Annotated in this window: 16 protein-coding genes and 1 pseudogene; 10 read left to right on the top strand and 7 right to left on the bottom strand. The window is 65.1% G+C overall.

The window, feature by feature from the left end:
- Window positions 1-43: 43 nt before the first annotated feature.
- From rpsA to Q0X62_RS12640, 3 genes and pseudogenes are all read left to right on the top strand, one after another.
- Window positions 44-1,774, top strand: a pseudogene (gene rpsA / locus Q0X62_RS12650) (30S ribosomal protein S1); the annotation flags it as partial.
- Between the two features lie 140 nt (window positions 1,775-1,914).
- On the top strand, window positions 1,915-2,220 hold the full coding sequence (locus tag Q0X62_RS12645) for an integration host factor subunit beta (protein ID WP_297736342.1): 306 nt from the start codon (window positions 1,915-1,917) through the stop codon (window positions 2,218-2,220).
- Between the two features lie 74 nt (window positions 2,221-2,294).
- Complete coding sequence (locus Q0X62_RS12640; RefSeq protein WP_297736338.1) at window positions 2,295-2,999, top strand: putative metalloprotease CJM1_0395 family protein; 705 nt, start codon at window positions 2,295-2,297, stop codon at window positions 2,997-2,999.
- 16 nt (window positions 3,000-3,015) lie between these two features.
- On the opposite strand, the gene Q0X62_RS12635 is transcribed toward Q0X62_RS12640, so the two are convergent.
- Window positions 3,016-3,231: a hypothetical protein gene (locus tag Q0X62_RS12635; RefSeq protein ID WP_297736335.1), complete on the bottom strand. Its 216-nt coding sequence runs from the start codon at window positions 3,229-3,231 to the stop codon at window positions 3,016-3,018.
- Window positions 3,232-3,259: 28 nt separating this feature from the next.
- On the opposite strand from Q0X62_RS12635, the gene Q0X62_RS12630 reads away from it, so the two are divergent.
- The 7 genes from Q0X62_RS12630 (at window position 3,260) to Q0X62_RS12600 (ending at window position 10,596) form a co-directional block, all read left to right on the top strand.
- Complete coding sequence (locus Q0X62_RS12630; protein WP_297736333.1) at window positions 3,260-4,216, top strand: LysR substrate-binding domain-containing protein; 957 nt, start codon at window positions 3,260-3,262, stop codon at window positions 4,214-4,216.
- 291 nt (window positions 4,217-4,507) lie between these two features.
- The gene (locus Q0X62_RS12625) at window positions 4,508-5,143 is read left to right on the top strand and encodes a phosphoribosylanthranilate isomerase (protein WP_297736331.1); all 636 of its coding nucleotides are present in this window, start codon (window positions 4,508-4,510) and stop codon (window positions 5,141-5,143) included.
- Between the two features lie 29 nt (window positions 5,144-5,172).
- The gene (trpB, locus tag Q0X62_RS12620) at window positions 5,173-6,405 is read left to right on the top strand and encodes a tryptophan synthase subunit beta (RefSeq protein ID WP_297736327.1); all 1,233 of its coding nucleotides are present in this window, start codon (window positions 5,173-5,175) and stop codon (window positions 6,403-6,405) included.
- A 2-nt stretch (window positions 6,406-6,407) separates the two neighbouring features.
- The gene (gene trpA, locus Q0X62_RS12615; RefSeq protein WP_297736324.1) at window positions 6,408-7,196 is read left to right on the top strand and encodes a tryptophan synthase subunit alpha; all 789 of its coding nucleotides are present in this window, start codon (window positions 6,408-6,410) and stop codon (window positions 7,194-7,196) included.
- A gap of 41 nt (window positions 7,197-7,237) precedes the next feature.
- The gene (accD, locus tag Q0X62_RS12610) at window positions 7,238-8,173 is read left to right on the top strand and encodes an acetyl-CoA carboxylase, carboxyltransferase subunit beta (protein ID WP_297736322.1); all 936 of its coding nucleotides are present in this window, start codon (window positions 7,238-7,240) and stop codon (window positions 8,171-8,173) included.
- On the top strand, window positions 8,169-9,491 hold the full coding sequence (locus Q0X62_RS12605) for a folylpolyglutamate synthase/dihydrofolate synthase family protein (protein WP_297736495.1): 1,323 nt from the start codon (window positions 8,169-8,171) through the stop codon (window positions 9,489-9,491). Before accD ends, Q0X62_RS12605 begins: the two co-directional genes overlap by 5 nt.
- 88 nt (window positions 9,492-9,579) lie before the next feature.
- A complete protein-coding gene (locus Q0X62_RS12600) occupies window positions 9,580-10,596 on the top strand; it encodes a S41 family peptidase (protein ID WP_297736319.1) in 1,017 nt (338 codons plus the stop codon).
- 76 nt (window positions 10,597-10,672) lie between these two features.
- On the opposite strand, the gene trxA is transcribed toward Q0X62_RS12600, so the two are convergent.
- The 6 genes from trxA to tsaE form a co-directional block, all read right to left on the bottom strand.
- On the bottom strand, window positions 10,673-10,993 hold the full coding sequence (trxA, locus tag Q0X62_RS12595; protein ID WP_297736316.1) for a thioredoxin TrxA: 321 nt from the start codon (window positions 10,991-10,993) through the stop codon (window positions 10,673-10,675).
- An 80-nt stretch (window positions 10,994-11,073) separates the two neighbouring features.
- The gene (gene addA, locus Q0X62_RS12590; protein WP_297736313.1) at window positions 11,074-14,625 is read right to left on the bottom strand and encodes a double-strand break repair helicase AddA; all 3,552 of its coding nucleotides are present in this window, start codon (window positions 14,623-14,625) and stop codon (window positions 11,074-11,076) included.
- Complete coding sequence (gene addB, locus Q0X62_RS12585; RefSeq protein WP_297736310.1) at window positions 14,622-17,672, bottom strand: double-strand break repair protein AddB; 3,051 nt, start codon at window positions 17,670-17,672, stop codon at window positions 14,622-14,624. Before addB ends, addA begins: the two co-directional genes overlap by 4 nt.
- Complete coding sequence (locus Q0X62_RS12580) at window positions 17,669-18,382, bottom strand: nucleotidyltransferase family protein (RefSeq protein ID WP_297736307.1); 714 nt, start codon at window positions 18,380-18,382, stop codon at window positions 17,669-17,671. The genes addB and Q0X62_RS12580 overlap by 4 nt, the downstream gene beginning before the upstream one ends.
- A complete protein-coding gene (locus Q0X62_RS12575; RefSeq protein WP_297736304.1) occupies window positions 18,379-19,479 on the bottom strand; it encodes a phosphotransferase in 1,101 nt (366 codons plus the stop codon). The genes Q0X62_RS12580 and Q0X62_RS12575 overlap by 4 nt, the downstream gene beginning before the upstream one ends.
- On the bottom strand, window positions 19,466-19,942 hold the full coding sequence (gene tsaE / locus Q0X62_RS12570) for a tRNA (adenosine(37)-N6)-threonylcarbamoyltransferase complex ATPase subunit type 1 TsaE (protein ID WP_297736299.1): 477 nt from the start codon (window positions 19,940-19,942) through the stop codon (window positions 19,466-19,468). The genes Q0X62_RS12575 and tsaE overlap by 14 nt, the downstream gene beginning before the upstream one ends.
- Window positions 19,943-20,045 lie beyond the last annotated feature (103 nt).

The raw sequence follows: 20,045 nt of genomic DNA, 5'->3' as shown, positions 1-20,045 counted from the left end.
ACCGGCCGAACCCGGCCAAGCGGCGAGACACAGAAAATCCGAACTCGCTGCCTCGGAGCAACCCTTTAACATGTCTACAGAAACTCTTACCCCGTCGACTGATGATTTCGCCGCCATGCTGGAAGCCAGCCTGGCCGGACGCGATCTGGCTGAAGGCCAGGTCATCAAAGGCACCGTTACCGCCGTCGAGAATGGCGATGTCGTTGTCGATGTTGGCCTCAAGACCGAAGGTCGCATCCCGCTTCGCGAATTCACCGGCCCGGGCTCTGAAGCCCCGAAAGTCGGCGACGATGTCGAAGTTTATCTCGAGCGTATCGAAAACGCCCTCGGCGACGCCATCCTCTCGCGCGACAAGGCTCGCCGCGAAGAGAGCTGGGACCGCCTCGAGAAGTCCTTCGACAAGAAGGACCCGGTCAACGGTGCTATCGTCGGCCGCGTCAAGGGTGGCTTCACTGTGGATCTGGGTGGCGCTTCCGCCTTCCTGCCGGGCTCCCAGGTTGATATCCGTCCGGTCCGCGATGTCGGCCCGCTGATGAACCAGGAACAGCCGTTCGCGATCCTGAAGATGGACCGTCCGCGCGGCAATATCGTGGTCTCGCGCCGCGCCGTTCTGGAAGAAAGCCGTGCCGAGCAGCGCGCTGAACTCGTCGGCCAGCTGGCCGAGGGCGAAGCCCGTGACGGCGTCGTCAAGAACATCACCGATTACGGTGCCTTCGTTGACCTGGGCGGCATTGACGGCCTGCTGCACGTCACCGACATGTCCTGGAGCCGCGTTGGCCACCCGTCTGAAGTGGTGGAAGTCGGCCAGACGGTCAAAGTCCAGATCATCAAGATCAACAAGGAAACCCAGCGCATCTCGCTCGGCATGAAGCAACTCATGTCCGATCCGTGGGAAGGCGTTGCCGCGAAATACCCGGTCGGTGCCACCTTTGAAGGTCGCGTCACCAATATCGCGGAATACGGTGCCTTCGTGGAATTGGAAGAGGGTGTTGAAGGCCTCGTCCACGTCTCCGAAATGTCCTGGACCAAGAAGAACGTCCACCCGGGCAAGATCCTGTCGACCTCCCAGGAAGTCCAGGTCATGGTCCTCGATGTCGACGCCGACAAGCGCCGCATCTCGCTTGGCGTCAAGCAGACCCAGCGCAATCCGTGGGAAGTGTTCGCCGAGAACTATCCGTCCGGTACCGCCATCAAGGGCGAGATCAAGAACATCACCGAGTTCGGTCTGTTCGTTGGCCTCGACGGCGACATCGACGGCATGGTCCACCTCTCCGACATCTCCTGGGACCAGTCGGGCGAAGCGGCCATCGAAGCCTTCAAGAAGGGCGACATGGTCGATGCGAAAGTGCTGGATGTGGACGTCGAGAAGGAACGCGTTTCCCTTGGCATCAAGCAGCTGGCCGGCGACCCGATGGACAGCTCCGGCGTGGGCCGTGGTGACACCGTCACCTGCACCGTGACCGAAGTGACCTCGGGCGGTATTGAAGTCGCCTTCGGCGATGACAGCCCGGTCAAGGCCTTCATCCGCAAGTCCGACCTTTCCCGCGATCGCGGCGAGCAGCGTCCGGAACGCTTTGCCGTCGGTGACAAGGTTGATGCCCGCATCACCAATATCGACAAGGCCACGCGTCGCATCTCGCTCTCCATCAAGGCGCTCGAGATCTCCGAAGAGCGTGAAGCGGTCGAGCAGTATGGTTCCTCGGATGCCGGCGCTTCGCTGGGCGACATCCTCGGCGCTGCCCTGCGCGAGAATACCGAAGACAAGGACGACTGATCCGCGTCTTTCCCGAACGGGACATGAAGAACGGCCGGGGCCCACGCTCCGGCCGTTTTTTATTGATCAATTTTGCCGGTGCGCATTGACGCGGCGGGCGCCAGACGTAAGGATTAGGCATTCACACGCGGAGGGTTAGCATGATCAAGTCGGAATTGATCGACAAACTGGCCGAGGCCAATCCCCATCTTTACCACCGGGATGTCGAGCGCGTCGTGAACACCATCCTCGACGGGATCACCGATGCTCTTGCCGACGGCGACCGTGTCGAGCTGCGCGGCTTTGGCGCCTTCTCCGTGCGACACCGTCCGGCCCGCGTGGGTCGTAATCCGCGCACCGGCGAAAGCGTGGCCGTGAAGGAGAAGCATGTACCCTTCTTCAAGACAGGCAAGGAGTTGCGCGAACGCGTCGACGCCTCGCGCGAGACCAATCCGGAAATCGCCTGACCCGCAAGGCGGTCACGGGCCTTTAATTGATTCCCTTTACGACGGATTAACGCGCCGCGGCGATACTCGCGGCAATGATTGCGTCATCCGTGTCCTCCGTCATCTCGACCCCGGCGATAGCCCGGGTCGCCAGAACGATTGCAACTGAACAGACCAATCGGCTCGCAGCGTGCGGGTCGTGCGGAAGTTCAGCCTGCGGCGGCTGTGGCGGCGCATCGAAGGTCAGGAGCTCTGAACAGCTTTCCGACGAGGAGCGCAAGCAGGTCGATGCGCTCAAGGCGCGCGATCGCGAGGTGAGAGCCCATGAGCAGGCTCACCAGGCGGCTGGCGGCCAGTATGCGGGCGCCGCCAGCTACACGTTCCAGAAGGGCCCGGACGGGCGCGCCTATGCAGTTGGTGGGGAAGTCCCGATCGATGCGAGCGAGATAAAGGGCGACCCACAGGCCACCATTGAGAAGATGCAACAGGTCAAGGCGGCAGCCCTGGCGCCGGCCGAGCCGTCCGGTCAGGACCGCAAGGTCGCGGCGCTGGCCGACGCCAAGATTGCCCAGGCGCGCGCCGAGCTCAATCGCAAGCAAGGGCAGGACAGCGATGAGGGCGAGGCGGCAGCGCCTGGGGAGAAGCTGCAACCCTCGCTGAATCAACAGATCGCGGAAATGCGACAAGCTGATACCCGATCGGAACCGTCATCGGCATCAACGGCGCCGATCGACCTCACCGCCTATGCGGCCAATGCCTATCGGCATCAGGCATCGGCCCTGCCCTTCGCGGCGGCCTGAGCCGCCATCTGAGCCCCTAGGCCTTGCGGTTCCAGTCCGCATGACCATCCAGCCAGGCAAAGCGCCGGACCATCCAGCCCAGCCAGTCCTGACGCGCCGAGTGACGCGGCATGACCGCGTTCACAAGCCGGGGCTCGGTGGTTTCAATCATCAGTTCGGTCAATGTCATGACCGCCTCCATATCAAGCGATGCCTTGATATAGGTGGCGTATCGTGTCAGTGACCAACGCATTCTCATAGGTCTGTCATAATTTGAATTTATGGATAGAGCGCCCAATCTTCCTCCGGTCAACGCCATCCGCGTCTTCGAGACGGCGGCGCGGCTTGGAAATTTCACCCGCACCGGCGAGGCACTTGGCATGACCCAGGCAGCCGTGAGCTATCAGATCAAAATGCTGGAGGACCGGCTCGGCTTCACCCTCTTCGAGCGCAAGGCCCGGCATGTCGAGCTCACCGCGCGCGGCGCCCGCCTGGCGCGCGGCACGTCGGATGCCTTCCGCCTGCTGGAGCGCACCTTCCGTGATGTTCGCGAGGATCGCGACAGCGTGCTCTCGCTGACCGCCCTGCCGACCTTTTGCTCGAACTGGCTGGTTCCGCGCATCGGCGCCTTCCAGCTCGACAATCCGAGCCTTGCGGTCCGGATCGACAGCCGCTCCGACCTGGTCGACATCAAGGCCGGGGAGGCCGATATCGGCATTCGCATTGGCAAGGGGCAATGGCCCGGGCTGGAGGCACGCCGGCTGTTCGGGGACACGACGGCACCACTCGTCCCGCGCGCCGCGCTCGACCGCTTCGGCCCGTTCGAACGCCCGGACGACCTGCTCAAGCTGCGCCTGTTCGGGCCGATCAGCTGGTGGCAAGACTGGTTCCGCACAGCCGGCGGTGACCCCGATCTTCTGCCTGACCGCCCCGCGCTTGAACTGGAAACCCAGACCATGGAGGTCTCCGCCGCCATCGCCTCGGGCGATGCGGCCACCATGGTCACCCCGATCTATTTCGCCGAACAGCTGGCCTCGGGAGCGCTGGTGGCCCCGTTTTCCACCGAGCTCGACCTTGGCGACGGCCACTACATGGTGTTCGACCCGACCCGCGCGAAAGAGCCCAAGATCAAGGCCTTCATCGCCTGGATGCTGTTCCAGCCCATGGCCTTCTGCCTCAATCGGACCGAACCGGCTTTTCCCGAGGCGGGGAAGGCGGTGGTGAATGGTCAGCCCTGAGAGATATGCCGGCTGAGGCCCGATCATCGCGCGAAGCGCGTACGTCTCCTTAAAGCCCTTGCCGGGAGACAGCCGTATCGGGTTCTTGAGCTCAAGGGGCATGCCCGCGAAGCGGCGCCTACGGCGCCCTTGACCTCAAGAACCCGATACGGCCCGCTGGCTGCCATGGGATTTATGGGTCAGCCCGCGCGTCGCGCAGAATTCTAGTCATGCGCCCCCTCGGGACGGGTGCCCTGGCCTCGCTTCACAGAAGGCTTCCCCCGCGCCCTTGAAACCGCTAACGCTCAGCCCATGACCGATATCAAATTCTGCGGATTGAAGACCGGGCGCGACGTGGCGGCCGCCGAGGCGGCCGGGGCGCGCTGGACGGGTTATGTGATTTTCCCCAAGAGCCCCCGCCATGTCTCGCCTGCATTGGCTGGCGAGCTGTGTCACCTGGCGAAGTCCAGCGAGACAGTCGCAGTCACGGTCAATCCGGATGATGATTTGCTGGCGCAGATTCGGGACGCCATGCAGCCGGACTGGATTCAGTTGCACGGTTCGGAAGACCCGCAGCGCGTCATCCAGGCCCGTGCCTATGCAAAACGGGGCGTTATCAAGGCCTTGCCGGTGGCCGAGGCGAGCGATCTGGACGCGGCCAAGCCCTATGATCGGATCGCTGACATGCTGCTCTTTGATGCCAAACCACCGGCCGGCGCCGATCGACCCGGCGGGCTGGGCCATGGCTATGATTATGCTTTGCTGAAATCTCTGCAGATTTCCGTGCCCTGGCTCTTGTCCGGCGGGCTTGATGACACCAATGTCTGCGCCGCTGTCTCGGCTGCCGGAGCCGGGGCGGTTGACGTGTCTTCCGGTATTGAAAGCGCGCCCGGCCAGAAGGATGCGGCGCGCATCGCCGGCTTCGCCAACGCCCTGGCGAATTGCTGAGCCCCATTCCAGCGCACAAGGAGCGTGCCATGAGCGAAACCGCCTCTGCCGACACACGACCGAATGCGCTTTCCGCCTGGCCCGATATCGATGGCCGCTTTGGCGATTTCGGCGGTCGTTTCGTCGCCGAAACATTGATGCCGAACATTCTCGAGCTGGAGAAGGCCTATGAGGCCGCCAAGGCGGATCCGGGCTTCAAGGCCGAGATGGACCTCTTCCTGACCGATTATGTCGGCAAGCCGAGCCCGATCTATTTCGCCGAACGCCTGACGGAGGCATTCGGCGGCGCGAAGATCTGGCTCAAGCGCGACGAGCTCAACCATACCGGCAGCCACAAGATCAATAATTGCCTCGGCCAGGTCCTGCTGGCCAAGCGCATGGGCAAGACCCGCATCATCGCCGAGACCGGCGCCGGCCAGCATGGCGTGGCGACGGCCACCGTGGCCGCGCGCTTCGGCATTCCCTGTACGGTTTTCATGGGCGCCACTGATGTCGAGCGACAGGCCCCCAACGTCTTCCGCATGAAGCTGCTGGGCGCCGAGGTTATCCCGGTGACTTCCGGCACGGGCACGCTCAAGGACGCCATGAATGAGGCGCTGCGGGACTGGGTGACCAATGTCTCGGACACCTTCTACGTCATCGGCACGGTCGCCGGCCCGCACCCCTATCCCGCCATGGTGCGCGACTTCCAGTCGATTATCGGACGCGAGGCCCGCGCCCAGATGATGGACCGGCTCGGACGTCTTCCGGATGCCTGTGTGGCCTGTATCGGTGGCGGCTCGAACGCGATGGGCCTCTTCCATCCCTTCATCGAGGATGAGGAGGTTCGCCTGATCGGCGTCGAGGCTGCCGGCCATGGTGTCGAAACCGGCAAGCATGCTGCCTCCCTGAAGGGCGGACGCCCCGGTATCCTGCACGGCAACAAGACCTATCTCCTGCAGGATGATGACGGCCAGATCATCGACGCCCATTCCATCTCGGCCGGGCTGGACTATCCGGGTATCGGCCCGGAGCACGCCTTCCTGCACGACATGAAGCGCGCCGAATATGTCTCTGCGACGGATGAGGAGGCGATGGAGATGTTCCAGCTCTGCACCAAGCTGGAAGGCATCATACCGGCCCTGGAACCCAGCCACGCCCTGGCCCGCGTCCGCGACCTCGCGAAGGAGCTCGGCCCGGACGGCGTCATCCTGATGAATATGTGCGGCCGCGGCGACAAGGACGTCCCGCAAGTCGCCCGCATGCTGGGGGTGGAGTTGTAGCCATGACCAACCGCCTCACCACCCGTTTCGCGGAGCTGACCGCCTATAATCGTGCCGGATTTGTTGCCTACATGATGGCCGGCGATGGTGACAGCCAGGGCTTGCTGAATGCACTGCCGGCGGCTGGTGCCGATGTCATCGAGCTGGGCATGCCCTTTACCGATCCGATGGCGGACGGGCCGTCCATCCAGGCCTCGGCGCTGCGGGCGCTGGAGGCGGGCATGACGCTGAAGGGCACGCTCGCCCAGGCTGCCGAGTTCCGCAAGCGCGACACCGAAACGCCGCTGGTCTTGATGGGCTATGCCAACCCGATCTTCTCGATGGGCTGGGAGGCCTTTGCCAAAGCCGCCGCCAAGGCCGGGGTGGATGGCCTGATTTGTGTCGATGTCCCGCCGGAAGAGGACAACGAGCTGCGCACCGCACTGACCAAGCAAGGCATTGCCCTGATCCGCCTGGCCACGCCGACCACCGATGATGACCGTCTGGCGACCGTGGTCGCCAATACGGCAGGCTTCGTTTATTACGTCTCCACGACAGGGGTGACCGGGGCCGGAACCGGCGTGGTCACCGAGGTTGGTGCCGCTGTCGACCGGGTCAAGGCCGCGTCCGGCCTGCCGGTCGCGGTGGGATTTGGCGTTCGCGAGCCTGAACAGGCCGAAGCGATCGCCAAACGGGCTGATGCTGTCGTGGTCGGATCGGCCATTGTCGACGCCATGCATGAGGGCGGCATCGACGGGGCAACCGGCCTGGTGAAACGACTGGCCTCGGCGGTGCATGCCGCCCGACGCTGATACTGGTAGGCCTTCGGGCTGCAAAGAGTACGGAAGACGCGATGACCGAGAAGTCGAACGGATTGAACTGGCTGTCGAAAATCACGCCGCCGGGCATGTCGAAGATTTTTTCCAAACGCGACACGCCGGACAATCTCTGGGTCAAATGCCCGATCTCCGAGGAGATGGTCTTCCACAAGGACCTGGAAGCGGGGATGTTCGTGACCCCGGCCGGTCACCATATGCGGATCACCCCGGCCTATCGCTTCCAGTTCACCTTCGACGGCGAGTACACCGAGATCGACACGCCGGAAGTGGCCAAGGATCCGCTCAAATTCCGCGACGACAAACCCTATACGACGCGCCTCGCCGCGGCCCGCAAGAAGACCGGGCGCGATGATGCGATGGCGATCGCCCATGGCCAGATCGGCGGACTCGACAGCGTCGTTCTGGTCCAGAACTTCGCCTTCATGGGTGGCTCGCTTGGCATGGCCGCGGGTGAGAGCTTCATCAAGGCCGCCGAGCTCGCCCTGTCGCGCAAGGCGCCGCTCATCGTTTTCACCGCGGCCGGTGGCGCCCGCATGCAGGAAGGCGCCCTGTCGCTGATGCAGATGCCGCGCACAACGCTGGCCGTCGACATGTTGCGCGAGGCCGGCCTGCCCTATGTCGTCGTGTTGACCGATCCGACCACGGGCGGGGTAACCGCTTCCTACGCCATGCTGGGCGATATCCATATCGCCGAGCCCGGCGCCCTGATCGGCTTTGCCGGGCCGCGCGTGATCGAGCAAACCATTCGCGAAAAATTGCCGGAAGGGTTCCAGCGCGCCGAGTATTTGCTGGAAAAGGGCATGGTCGACAAAGTGGTGCATCGCGCCGACATTCCCGCTACACTGGCCCGCATGTTGAGGGTCTTGATGAAGAAACCCGGCACCTCCATGCCCGCCTCCCTCACCCCGCCGCCGCCTGATCATGTGGTGACCGACGGGGGGAGCCATTAGCACGCGTCGACAAGCCCTCGACGACGCGCTGGCGCGCCTTGCGCGCCTGCATCCCCGGAAAATTGACCTCTCCCTGGGCCGCCTTCAGCGGCTCCTGGCCGCACTTGGCTCGCCGCAGGACAGCCTGCCACCGACCATCCATGTCGCCGGGACCAATGGCAAAGGCTCGCTGTGCGCCTTTCTGGCCGAGATGGCCCGCGCCAAGGGCGAGCGCGTCCATATCTATACCTCACCCCATCTGGTCAATTTCAATGAGCGTATCCTGCTCGATTCCAGGCCGGTGGATGACCGCACGCTGATCGAGGCCTTTGCCCGCTGCGAAGCCGCCAATTTCGGCGAACCCATAACCTTCTTCGAGATCACCACGGCAGCCGCCTTCCTGCTCTTTTCCGAACATCCCGCCGACCGCCTCATCCTGGAAGTCGGCATGGGCGGGCGACTGGATGCCACCAATGTCATCGCCAAACCGGCCCTCAGCGTGATCACGCCGGTCAGTCTCGACCACCAGGAATTCCTTGGCGACGAACTCGCCGACATTGCCCGCATCAAGGCCGGCATCTGCAAATTTGGCGTGCCGGCGGTGATCGCCAGCCAGTGCGATATCGCCGAATCCGCCATCCTTGACGAAGCCCAGAAGATCGGCGCACCGACCTATGTCTGGGGCCGCGACTATAATGCCTATATGCAGCACGGACGGCTGGTCTACGAGAACGAGAACCAGGTCTGGGATTTGCCGGCACCGGGCCTGCTCGGTCCGCATCAGATCCTCAATGCTGGTGCGGCGGCGGCCTGCGCCGCGGTCCTGCAATGGCCGGAGGACGCCGTCGCCAAGGGCATTGGCGATGCGCGCTGGCCCGGTCGATTGCAGCGCGTGTCGTCCGGACCGATCGGCGATATCGCCCGCAAGGTCGAAGCCGAGCTCTGGCTCGACAGTGGTCATAACGAAGCCGCCGCCAAGGCCCTCTCCCACGCTCTTGCCGACATGGATGAGCGTGAGGACCGACCGCTGGTCATCATTGCCGGTTTCACGCCGGGCAAGGATGTGGAGGCCTGGTGCAGCCAGTTCGCCGGCCTCGCCCGCCGCCTGATCGCGGTGGAGTTCAAGTCCGGCCGCGGCGGCTCGCAGCCGGTGGACGAGGTCGTGGCCGCGTCCAAGCGCGCCGGGCTGGACGCCTGCGCCGCCACCGGCCTGATCCCGGCGATGAAAAATGCCGCCAGGGAAACACCCTCGCCACGCATCCTGGTCAGCGGCTCGCTCTATCTGGTCGGCGAGGCGCTGGCCCTGGGCGACGAACCTCCGCACATCACACCGGGCTGAGCGCCAGCGCAGCGACACTGCATCCAATCGGGCTGCCACAGGCATCCCACTTCCTCAGGACTCGAGCGCCCTTTGGAGACAGAAAATCATGACATTCTCACTCATGGCCGCCGGCCTGCTGGCTCTGGTGCAATCATCGGCGTCTGCCGAACCGGGTCCGGGCGCCACCGACATGCAGCCGGTCGCCAATGCGATCACCACACTGATGCGCGACCATCACTACAATCCCGAGGAGCTCGACGCACCCGCCTATCAGGCGATCGAAACGGCCATGCTGGAGCTGGGCTCCGAGGCGACCAATCGCGCCGATTTCCTCAACGGCTTTCGCGCGATCTGGGCTGACGCCCCCTTTTCCCACGTCACCTTGTCGGAGGCCCAGGGCACGGCCGAACAGATGGCCACCCATGTCGACAATCTGCGCATCGGGGGAGGTGGCGCCACGCTGGGCTGGCAGGATGAGACGGCCATTCTCACCGTCACGACCATGATGGGTCAGGACACGATTGAGGAGATCAATGCGGCCTATGCCCAGATCGCCGCCCGGGGCGCCGAGGCTTTGGTGATCGATCTGCGTGAGAATGGCGGCGGGGCCTTCGCGGTCCTTCCGCTCGTCCGCCACGTCCTGGCTGAACCGCTTGAGGCCGGCATCTTCGTGTCGCAGCCCTGGAATGCAGCCCATGACCGCGCGCCCACGGCCTCTGATATCGACGGCATCGCGTCCTGGGAGGGTTGGTCCTTGCGCTCCTTCTGGCAGGCCGTTCAGGTCAACTCCTTGACCCCGATCCGCTTCGAACCCGTTACCGAGAACCGTTATGACGGGCCGGTCTATGTCCTTGTCAGCGAAACCACCGCCAGCGCCGCCGAGATGGCTGCCGACGCTCTGAAAGCCTCCGGTCGCGCCACACTGATCGGGGAGGTCACCGCCGGCCAGATGCTGTCCCAGACCGTGTTTGACCTGCCCGAAGGTCTGCAGCTCTGGCTGCCCATTGCGGACTATTATTCGGTCTCGAATGGCCGGATCGAGGGCCGGGGCGTGATGCCTGACATCGCTTCCGACGCTGACAGCGCCGATGATGTGGCCGTCCAGCTGATCAATGCGGGCTGACGCGTTCAATCGCGCAACAAAAAAGGGCCCTCCGACCGGAGAGCCCGTTTTCTTGTCTTCGCTGATCAAGAACCGCCTAGAGCGTTTCCTGGACCCACTCGGAGATCTTGCCCTTGGCCATGGCGCCGATCTTGGTCGAGACGACCTGGCCGTCCTTGAAGATCATCAGGGTCGGAATGCCACGCACACCATATTTGCCCGGCGTCATCGGATGGTCGTCGATATTCACCTTGGCCACCGTCAGCGCACCGGACATTTCTTCGGCAATCTCTTCGAGCGCCGGGGAAATCTGTTTGCACGGACCACACCATTCAGCCCAGAAGTCCACAAGGACCGGGCCGGTGGCATTGATCACGTCACTCTCGAAGGATTCATCGCTGACCGCTTTGGTCGCCATGGGACACTCCTTTGCTGAAACGAATCCGCGGGGGCGGACTCAATTGATGGCGCGTGAGGTAGGGGGGGCGAGCCCCCGCGTCAAGCCACGCCCGCGTCGAAGATGTGATCAAGAACCGCGTCCGGAAGCACCATCAATCGCGCCGCATCCGTCCAGAGCAGGGCGCAACGCACGGATTTTCCGGGATGAACCGCTCGCAGGAGGGCACGATAGGTGGCCATCTGGCCGAGATAGACTTTCGCCACTGCAGCAACCTCGCTCGGGGGCGGGCGATTGGTCTTGTAGTCGATGATGAGGACCTCATCCGCGGTCACGACCAGTCGGTCGACCTGGCCACGTATGATCGTATTGGCGGGCAGGCCCGGCGCGTGTCCGACGAGGGCGACCTCGGCCCGACTGTCCGGTCCGAATAGCGGCGCAAATTCCGGATGATCGAGAATCCCCAGCGTCTCGGTGACAATTTGCGCGCGATCGGCCTCGGCAATATCCGGCTGGGCCGAGAGGAAGCGCGACGCTGCCGCCTCGCGCCGCTCGTGGGGCAGGTCGGGCAAGGTCTGGAGCAGTTTGTGGATCACATCACCGCGACGGAAGCGATGCCCGCCCGGATCGGCCAGCGGAGACCGGACGGCAGGCTCGGCCTCTTCATCCGCCAGCAGGCTGGACGGGGCCGCGCTGCGGATCTGCCCTTCTTCCAGCGCCACAGCCGCGGACGCCCAGTCGGGGATCGCTGCGCGCTCGCCATCCTCGTCGACGGCCCGACCCAGCACCACCGGTGCCGACCCGAAGCGCAGACCGGGGCCAGCCTCTTCGACAACAGCATCAACCGGGGTGGCGATCTCGTTCCAGCCCTCGCCCTGCCAGGCGTCGGCGAGTTGCTTGTACCAGCTATCGTCGGAAATCTGGCCGAGATCGCCACGCCCCTGACGCCAGCCACACACGATCAGGCGATCCCGGGCCCGGGTCAGGGCGACATAGAGCAGCCGGCCATGTTCGGCCAATTGCCGGTTTTGAGCCTCAAGGCGCAATCCTTCGACCACCTCCGGGTCTTCAGCCTTGCGCGGTGACCAGAGCAATCCGCACTCGGGATGCGCAAAAACCGGATCCGTCTTGCCGGTGACCGGGCTGCGCGTGGTGTCCGGAAGAATGATCACCGGGCGCTCCAGCCCTTTGGAGGCATGGACCGTCATCACCTGAACCTCGTTACGGTCCGGGCTCATCTCGCGCTTGATCTGGGTCTCTTCGCCCTCAATTCGCGCGATGAAGCTCGCCAGCGCGCCACCCTCCTCGCGCTCATGCTGGAGCGCCCGGGCGAGGAATTCCTGCAGCGGATCGCGCGCCTCCTCACCCAGACGGGCATAGATGCGGGCCCAGCGCGTCTCACCGGTTGGTGTGCGGGCATTGAGGAAGCCGGTGAAGAGATCATAGAGCCGTGTCTTGTCGGCCTGGTCCCGCAGCTGGGTCAGGGCCTGGCGGGCATCCGCAAAGCGCGGGTCCTCACTGGTGAAGAGCGCATTCCACAAGGTGCCGCGGCGCTTGAGGTCGGTCCGCGAGCGGGCGAGATCATAGAGCGCGGTTTCATCTATGCCCGGCTGTTCCGGGTCGATCGGATCAAAGAGCGGCGAGCGCAGGATTTCCGCCAGGGCGAGATCATCGCCGGACGTCATGGCAAAGCGCCCCAGCGCCAGCATGTCCTTCACCGCGGTCTGCTCGCGCAGCACCATGCGATCGGCACCCGCCACGGGCACACCGTTCAGCTTGAGCTGGCGAATGACTTCCTCGAAGAAGCCACCGGTTCGCCGCCAGACCAGGATGGCAATATCGGAGGGGCGAACCGGACGCGCCGTGAAACGCCCCGATTTTTCCTCCCAGACCGCATCGCCGCGGCGAAGCATGTCGGCGATCTCGCCGGCGACTGTCCGGGCGAGCAGGTCACGGGAAGTGCCGCGGGCCTGAAGATCGACCGGGTCGAAAATCGAGGTCTCCTCGACCTGCGGGGGTTTGGGGATGGCCGGCCAGATCTCCACACAGCCCGGCATACCCGAGCGCGCCGCACGATGGCCTTGATAGCGGGCGAAGGGCAGATCGGTGGCACCGGCCTGGAATTTCATTTCCGGGGCCGGAAGGCGCGCGGCAAAGGCCTGGTCGACGGCGGTGAGAATCTCTGGCGCCGAGCGGAAGGAGACATTCAGGCTCGGGCGCTCGAAGTACAAGCTGGCTGCTGCTGCAGACGCGGCAAGGCGGTCACCCTCTTCCAGAAAACGGGCTGGTTCGGCGCCCTGGAAGGAGTAGATGGACTGTTTCTCATCACCGACCACGAACAGGGTCCGGCCCTGTTCGACCGCCCCCTCACCCGCGAAGAACTCCGCCGTCAGGCCACGGATCATGTCCCACTGCTGCGGCGCCGTGTCCTGCGCCTCGTCGATGAGGGCATGGGCCAGCATGCCGTCCAGCTTGTAGCCGACCCAGCCCGAGAACGGGTTCTCAGGCGCCAGGAGGCGCCCCGCCAAACGCACAAGATCATCAAAATCAAGCGCCCGCGCACGCTCCAGCGCCGCGTCATAAGCCTTGACGAAGCGGGCCGTGACGGCGATCGCGACCGCGCTGGCCTGGGCGATCGTGGCGCGCTGGATCGTCTCGCGCGCCGCCTCAAGTCGTTCCGCTTCGGCTTCAAGCAGGGTGAGGATGTGCGGGAAGTTATTGGCGATAGCCTTCGTTGCGAGACTCTTCGCTCTGCTGCCCTTGCCCTTGTCGGTGAAGAAAGCCGCCAGATACGTCTCGTAGGCCGGGCTGGGCGCGTCAGCCGAAAGGGCGAGCTTGAGAACGTCGCCGCGCGCGTTGTCTGTTTTGCTCCCCTCATGGCACAGGGCATGGGCCGCTGCCTCGATCTCGGGACGCGGCATGGCGGCCATGATGTCCCGCTTCAGCGTGTCCGCATCGCAGTCGACCGGCAGGTCCAGCAAGGTCCAGAGCTGTGCTGCCAGCGCATCGACACCGCCAGCACCCGCCATTGTGGCGGCGAAATCATGTCGATTGGAGCGCGCCCAGCGCAGAATAACCGACAGGGCATCCGGACCACCCGCTTCGATCAAGGTGCCGATTTCCTGCTCCGACAAGGACGCCAGAACGGCGCGGCGCGCGGTCTCCATGGCCTGCCCGGCTGCGGCATCATCCAGGGTCTCGAAGCCCGGCGGAGCGCCCGCTTCCAACGGGAAGCGGCGCAGCAGGTTTTCACAGAAGGCGTGAATGGTCTGGATCTTGAGACCGCCCGGCGTTTCCAGCGCTTGGGCGAAAAGCTTGCGAGCCGTGTCCGCTTCGCCGGGCTTGAGATCGCGGCCCAGCAAGTCTTTCAGCTCATGTGCGAGAACCGTGTCCGGTGTAACCGACCAATCGCCCAGACGCTTGAAGAGGCGTTCCTTCATCTCGGCGGCGGCGGCCTTGGTATAGGTGACGCAGAGAACGGTCTCCGGCCGGTTGTCCGCGAGCAGGAGATTGATCACCCGGTCAACCAGGACACGGGTTTTGCCGGAGCCGGCATTGGCTTCCACGAAGACGCTGGCCTCGGGCCGCGCTGCGCGCCGCTGGGCCTGGGTTGCGGACTGGCTGATTTCCGGATCGAAGCGGGCCTCACTCATGCCCCGCCCTCCGGCTTCTCACCGGCAGCTGAGGCCCACTCGCCTCGCCGGGCCAGATGGTCGAAATCGCCGTAATCATTCACATATTGTGCGCGGATCTGGCTGCCATAGGACATTGTTTCGTCGTCGAAACGAGCAATCCACTGACGCAAATCCTCGACGGCTTGATCGGCAAATTCGCCGGCTTCAAGGGACTTGCTTCCGTCGATCCGCACCTCTTTGCCACCCATCGCATTACCCGGCAGCGAGATGTAATAAAGGCCCGCCGGGGCGCCGGCGGCCAGGCCTTCGAAGGCCCCATCGCGCGCCATGGCAGCGGTCAGGGGTAGTTGCGGGTCAAAGCCGGCCTCGATCAACTTGGCGCTCGAGGATGAGCCCGTCTTGTAGTCGATAATGTCCAGCCGCCCGTCCGGATGGCGGTCAAAGCGATCCGAACGACCGGTCAGTGCCCATTCGCCCGCAGGACCGTCAAACCGCATACGCCCCTTGATCTCGACCTTGTCGAGCGCAATGCCGCGAGCCCGTCGCTCAACCTCCCAACCGACCAGCCAGCGCGCCGCGCGCTCAAAACGGGCTCGCTCGAGCACACGATCCTCCGGGCCGAACCCGACCGCTTCCAGATGCGGCTCGGCGACGGCCAGAAGCTGGGCCACCGCATCGTCCGGCACGCCATCCGTCCAGTTTGGCACAACCGCTTCCAGCGCATCGTGCAAGGCCGAACCCCGCTCGCGCGGTCCGGGCGGCATGTCGGCCGGGTCGAGACGTCTCAGTCCGAGGACGTGGCGGGCGTAGATGGAGTAGGGATCGCGGACCCAGGTCCGGATTTCAGTGATCGACATCCGGCGGGGCCGCACGCTGACCGGTGGACAAGGCGCCGGGCGCGGGGCCGGCACTGGCGGCGTGCCCGGATCATCCAAGGCGCGGGACAGGGCGACATAGTCGATGTCCGGCGCGAATGACCTCTTGGCCGTATCACCCAGCGCACCGCGGGCCAGCGTCTTCAACCGCCAGACCCAGCGCGACGCCACGGTCGGTGAGCCTTCAGACTTCTGGGCCCGCGTCAGGATCACCTCGGGCGCCGCGGCCAGCTGGGCGAAATCATGCGCCGCCAGACCATAGCGTCGCTCCGGGGCGCCCAGTCCGACCTTGCGCCGCATCCCGGCGGACAGCCACGGGTCGGCGCCCGGACCCGGTGGCCAGACACCCTCATTGAGGCCCGCCAGGATCACCCGGTCGGCCGTAATCAGACGCGCCTCAAGCGGTCCGAGAACCTGCAGGCGGGGATGCACGCCAAGGCGCGGCGCGACCCGGCGCGAGCGACACATTTCCGCGAAGGCCTGGGCATAATCGCGCAGGCGCATATCGGGCAGCGCCTCGCTTTCCTCGAGCAAGGACCGCAACAGACCCGCCGCCGCCTCACCACCCTCACCCGACCAGACCGCCTCGGCCCCGCTTCCGCTGTCATCCTCGGCCAGGGCTTCTGCGGCTTCGGCATGGGCGCGCGCCCAGTCGCGGGCTGGTCGCTTGCCATCCGCCAGGAGGCTGGCGAAGGCCGCCTCAAGCCGGTCCAGAATGGCCTCGATCCGTGCCCGGTCATCGGGGAAGAGCTTGACGAACTCGCCGTCCAGACGCGCCCGTATCGCGGCCAGATCCTGTCCCGGACGGGCACCACGCAGAGCCTCGGCCTCGAACTTGGCCAGCACGGTGTGCGCCTGACCCCGCGAACAGCCGCCACGAAACAGGGGTGAACCCCACAAGGCGGTCAGCGCGACGACGCTGCCGCAATCTGTCACGGCATCCAGCAGGCGCGTGAGGAAGGCCCCCGAGGGTGTCTCGGCCAGAGCCGCGCCGCCAGAATCATCCAGTCGCGCACCGAAACGGATCATTTCCGCCGAGACCCGGCGCGCCAGCATGCGGTCTGGCGTCACCAGAATTGCCGTGCGGTCCGGTGTCTCCAGCGTCTCGCGCAGCATGAGGGCACAGGCCCGCGCTTCGCTGATCTCGTCCGGCGTTTCGACCAGGCTCAGCCCGTCCAGCCCCGCGGTAAAGAAATCATCGCCATACTGGTCTGTGAGTGTGGCGATCCGGGTCAGCCACTCGTCCGTGGTGTCGGCCGGCCGCAGGGCTTCAGCGATCAGGCGCCGGCGGCGGGCGGCGTCAGCGGTCTCGGCGGCGCCCGGCCAGGCTTTCACTCGCTCCCGTGGCAGACCCAGATCTTCAACAAATCGCTTCATTGCCCATTGCGGGTGATCATCGGCGATCGAATCCCAGGCCGACTGGTCAGCGTCCCAGTCAAAGCCGGGCAGGACGACCGCGCCCCGGGGCAGATTGGCGATCACCGCCATCAGGTCGCGCGCGGCCGGGATGGAGCCGGTGGACCCAACCGCAAGCACCGGATGGTTCGGCGCTTCGCGCGACCAGCGCGCCACCAGCTCCCGCAGAACCAGCGAGCGACGGCTGGCCGCATCAGTCAGGCCCAGCTCGGCCAGGCGTGCCGGCCAGATGCGCTGGACAATGTCGAGGAATTCCACCGCCTCGCGCCGGTCGGCCGGCAGATAAGTCTCGACCGCCTCATCCAGCGCCGCGAGATTGCTGGCATCCTCGGTCGCCAAATCATCCAGCAAGGCCGCCAGCGAGTCGGCCAGGGACAGGGCGCCGCCCACCCCGATCGGACGCCCAAGCGCGGTTTCCTTGGCCAGGATAAGGCGCGCCAGCTCATAGCGGCGACGCTCCGGCGAGATTGAAGGTGCGGCGAGACCGGCCAGCTCGCCCGGTTCGAAGGGCGGGTCGTCGACATCGACATCGCCGATCGGGCGGATGAGCGGCAGGAGGGCAACGCCATTGCCGGCCAGTTCGGCGAAGACATCACCCAGCGCCTTCGCAGCCCGGCGCGTGGGCGTGAGGATGAGGAGGCGGGTCAGCGCATCGGGATTTTCGGCCGCATCGAAAGCCTCGCGCAGCGTCGTCGCAATGGCGCGCAGGAAATCCGCTTGAGGCGGGAGGGTGTAGAGGCTGGGCCCGGACGTATCGAAGAGCCGCTCGCTCACCGCGCCAGCCGGGCTTCCGCCTCAGCCAGGGCAATGGGATCACCGACATGCATCCAGAATTCCGGCAACACGACCCCGTGCAGCCGCCCGGCACCGGCGAGCTCGCGCCAGACCTCCATCATCGAGAAGCGCGAGACCGGTCGCCCGGCCAGGGCGCGCGGATGCAGGATCTGGACGCCGGCATAGGCGAAGGGCGCGCGCGCCGCCTCGCCCCGAAAGCGGACCCGTCCATCACCTTCCAGGAAGGAGTCACCGGGACCATCAAAGCCGAGTGTCTCGCCCATGGGGGCCATCAGGAGCAGGGCATCCATTTGGCTGTCATCCCAGGCCGCCCGCAAACTGTCGAGCGAGGCGGCGCCCGCCTCTTCCCAGATCGCATCAATATTGGAAATGAAAACCGGGTCAGTCCCCAGCTCGGGCAGGGCCTTGACCACGCCGCCGCCGGTTTCCAGCACCTCACCGCGTTCGTCGGAGATAATGATCTCGGGCGCGTGGCTCCGACCGGCCAGATGCGCCTCCATCGAATCAGCGAAATGGTGGATATTGACCACACAGCGCTCGACCCCGCCCGCCGCATAGCGGTCGAGAACCCAGTCCAGCAGGGCCTTGCCGCCGACCTCGACCAGGGCTTTGGGCCGGTCATTGGTGACCGGTCGCATGCGCGTCCCCAAACCGGCGGCGAGCGCCATGGCGGTGCGGATCTCAATCATTTGTGCGCTTCCGCGAAGACCTGCGGTGCATGCGACTTCACCCACATGTGCAGCGGCATCAGGGCCGGGTGCTGGAGGTCGGCCACAAAATGGCGGGCGACGCGCGGCAAGAGGTCGAGATAGCGCTGCTTGCCATCGCGCATGGCGAGGCGGACGAATATCCCCAGGATCTTGGCATTGCGCTGGGCCCCGAGAACGGCATAGGCGGCATCAAATCCGGCCGCATCCTCAATCCCGGCCTGGGCGACGAAACGGGCCTTGAGCGGCACCGCCAGCTTGCGCTCCACATTGCGCCGGGCATCCTCGAGGAGCGAGACGAGGTCATAGGCCGGGTGCCCGATCAACGCGTCCTGAAAGTCGAGCAGGCCGATTTCGGCCTCGCCGTCCCGCTCGGGCAGATAGATCAAGTTCTCGGCATGGAAATCTCGCAGGACCAGACCGGGCGCACAATGATCCAGACGCTCGAAGGCGCGGGCCCAGATTGAGCGCCAGTCATCGCGTGCGGCGGCGTCGAGCCCGGCGCCGACATGCTTGTCCATGAACCAGTCGAGGAAGAGGTCCGCCTCGGCCATCAGCGCCGTCGCATCATAGCGCAGGAGCGGCCAGGACTGCCCGTCGCGCTCCACCGACGCCGGGAAGCTGGACCGGTAGATCGCCGCGAGCACATCCACCGCCTTGGCGTAGAGCGTACCCTCATGCAGCGTCCCGGGCAGCAAGCGCGCAATCAGATCATCGCCGAGATCCTCCAGCAGGAGGAAGCCATGCTCGATATCGCTGGCGAGGATGGTTGGCGCCGAGAATCCGCGCTCGCACAGGGCATCGGCCAGACCGGCAAAGGCCACCAGGTTGGACCCGGCCAGACGCGCCACGGCGTTATAGCCCAGCGCTGCGCGTTTATCGGGGTCAGCGTCAGGCGGACAGACGGGCGCTTCGGCGGATGCCGGCGCATCCATCAGCATGGCCATTTCGGCGCCCTTGACCAAGCGGACATAGCGCCGCGTGGAGGCGTCACCGGGCAATGGCTGATGCTCGGCATCGCCCCATCCGGCAGCGTCCAGGAAGGCCGTCATTGCGGCGTTTCGGTCAGATTTCGTCAAGGCGTGTCTCCCACTCCCCGAACCCTGTTAAGCGTGCCCGCCGCGGTGTGTCCATGGCGTCGCCCGGACTATCCCCGGCCATTTCGAGATGGATTTCCAGACGGTCATCCGGCACCAGGCCGAACAGCCGGTCCGGCCATTCAATCATCACGATGATGTCACCAAAGGCGTCGTCCAGACCCAGCTCGTCCAGCTCCCGGGCGTGTTCGATCCGGTAGAGATCGGCATGCCAGAGCTCGCCCTTATCGCCCTCATAGGTCTGGATCAGCGTATAGGTCGGGCTGGGCGCATCCTCGACGCCACACAGGGTCGCAATGACCGTGCGGGCCAAGGTCGTCTTGCCGGCGCCGAGATCACCGGTCAGAAAGACGGTGTCACCGGGGCGCAAAGCCACGGACAGGCGATTGGCGAGGGCCTGCGTGGCTGCCAGGTCGGGCAAGGAAACAGTGTTCGAATTCCCCATGGATTGCGCTTAGCGAAGCCCGCCCGGAACGGCAAGCGGTGAGGCTGAATCTTGACTCGGCCGTGAACGCTGTTCATGTGCTGGGGACCCAACGGAGACAAGC

Source organism: uncultured Maricaulis sp. (assembly GCF_947259345.1).
Taxonomy (GTDB): Bacteria; Pseudomonadota; Alphaproteobacteria; order Caulobacterales; family Maricaulaceae; genus Maricaulis.
The sequence above is the reverse complement of the archived record's forward strand: the minus strand, read 5'-3'. Positions and strand labels throughout refer to the sequence as shown.

Excerpts from the sequence above, each read along its gene's own strand:
- accD (WP_297736322.1), top strand. The coding sequence starts at position 7,238 with ATGACCGAGAAGTCGAACGGATTGAACTGGCTGTCGAAAATCACGCCG.
- Q0X62_RS12630 (WP_297736333.1), top strand. The coding sequence starts at position 3,260 with ATGGATAGAGCGCCCAATCTTCCTCCGGTCAACGCCATCCGCGTCTTC.
- tsaE (WP_297736299.1), bottom strand. The coding sequence starts at position 19,942 with ATGGGGAATTCGAACACTGTTTCCTTGCCCGACCTGGCAGCCACGCAG.
- trxA (WP_297736316.1), bottom strand. The coding sequence starts at position 10,993 with ATGGCGACCAAAGCGGTCAGCGATGAATCCTTCGAGAGTGACGTGATC.
- Q0X62_RS12625 (WP_297736331.1), top strand. The coding sequence starts at position 4,508 with ATGACCGATATCAAATTCTGCGGATTGAAGACCGGGCGCGACGTGGCG.
- Q0X62_RS12645 (WP_297736342.1), top strand. The coding sequence starts at position 1,915 with ATGATCAAGTCGGAATTGATCGACAAACTGGCCGAGGCCAATCCCCAT.
- Q0X62_RS12640 (WP_297736338.1), top strand. The coding sequence starts at position 2,295 with ATGATTGCGTCATCCGTGTCCTCCGTCATCTCGACCCCGGCGATAGCC.
- trpB (WP_297736327.1), top strand. The coding sequence starts at position 5,173 with ATGAGCGAAACCGCCTCTGCCGACACACGACCGAATGCGCTTTCCGCC.
- addA (WP_297736313.1), bottom strand. The coding sequence starts at position 14,625 with ATGAGTGAGGCCCGCTTCGATCCGGAAATCAGCCAGTCCGCAACCCAG.
- Q0X62_RS12600 (WP_297736319.1), top strand. The coding sequence starts at position 9,580 with ATGACATTCTCACTCATGGCCGCCGGCCTGCTGGCTCTGGTGCAATCA.
- Q0X62_RS12580 (WP_297736307.1), bottom strand. The coding sequence starts at position 18,382 with ATGATTGAGATCCGCACCGCCATGGCGCTCGCCGCCGGTTTGGGGACG.
- trpA (WP_297736324.1), top strand. The coding sequence starts at position 6,408 with ATGACCAACCGCCTCACCACCCGTTTCGCGGAGCTGACCGCCTATAAT.
- Q0X62_RS12635 (WP_297736335.1), bottom strand. The coding sequence starts at position 3,231 with ATGCGTTGGTCACTGACACGATACGCCACCTATATCAAGGCATCGCTT.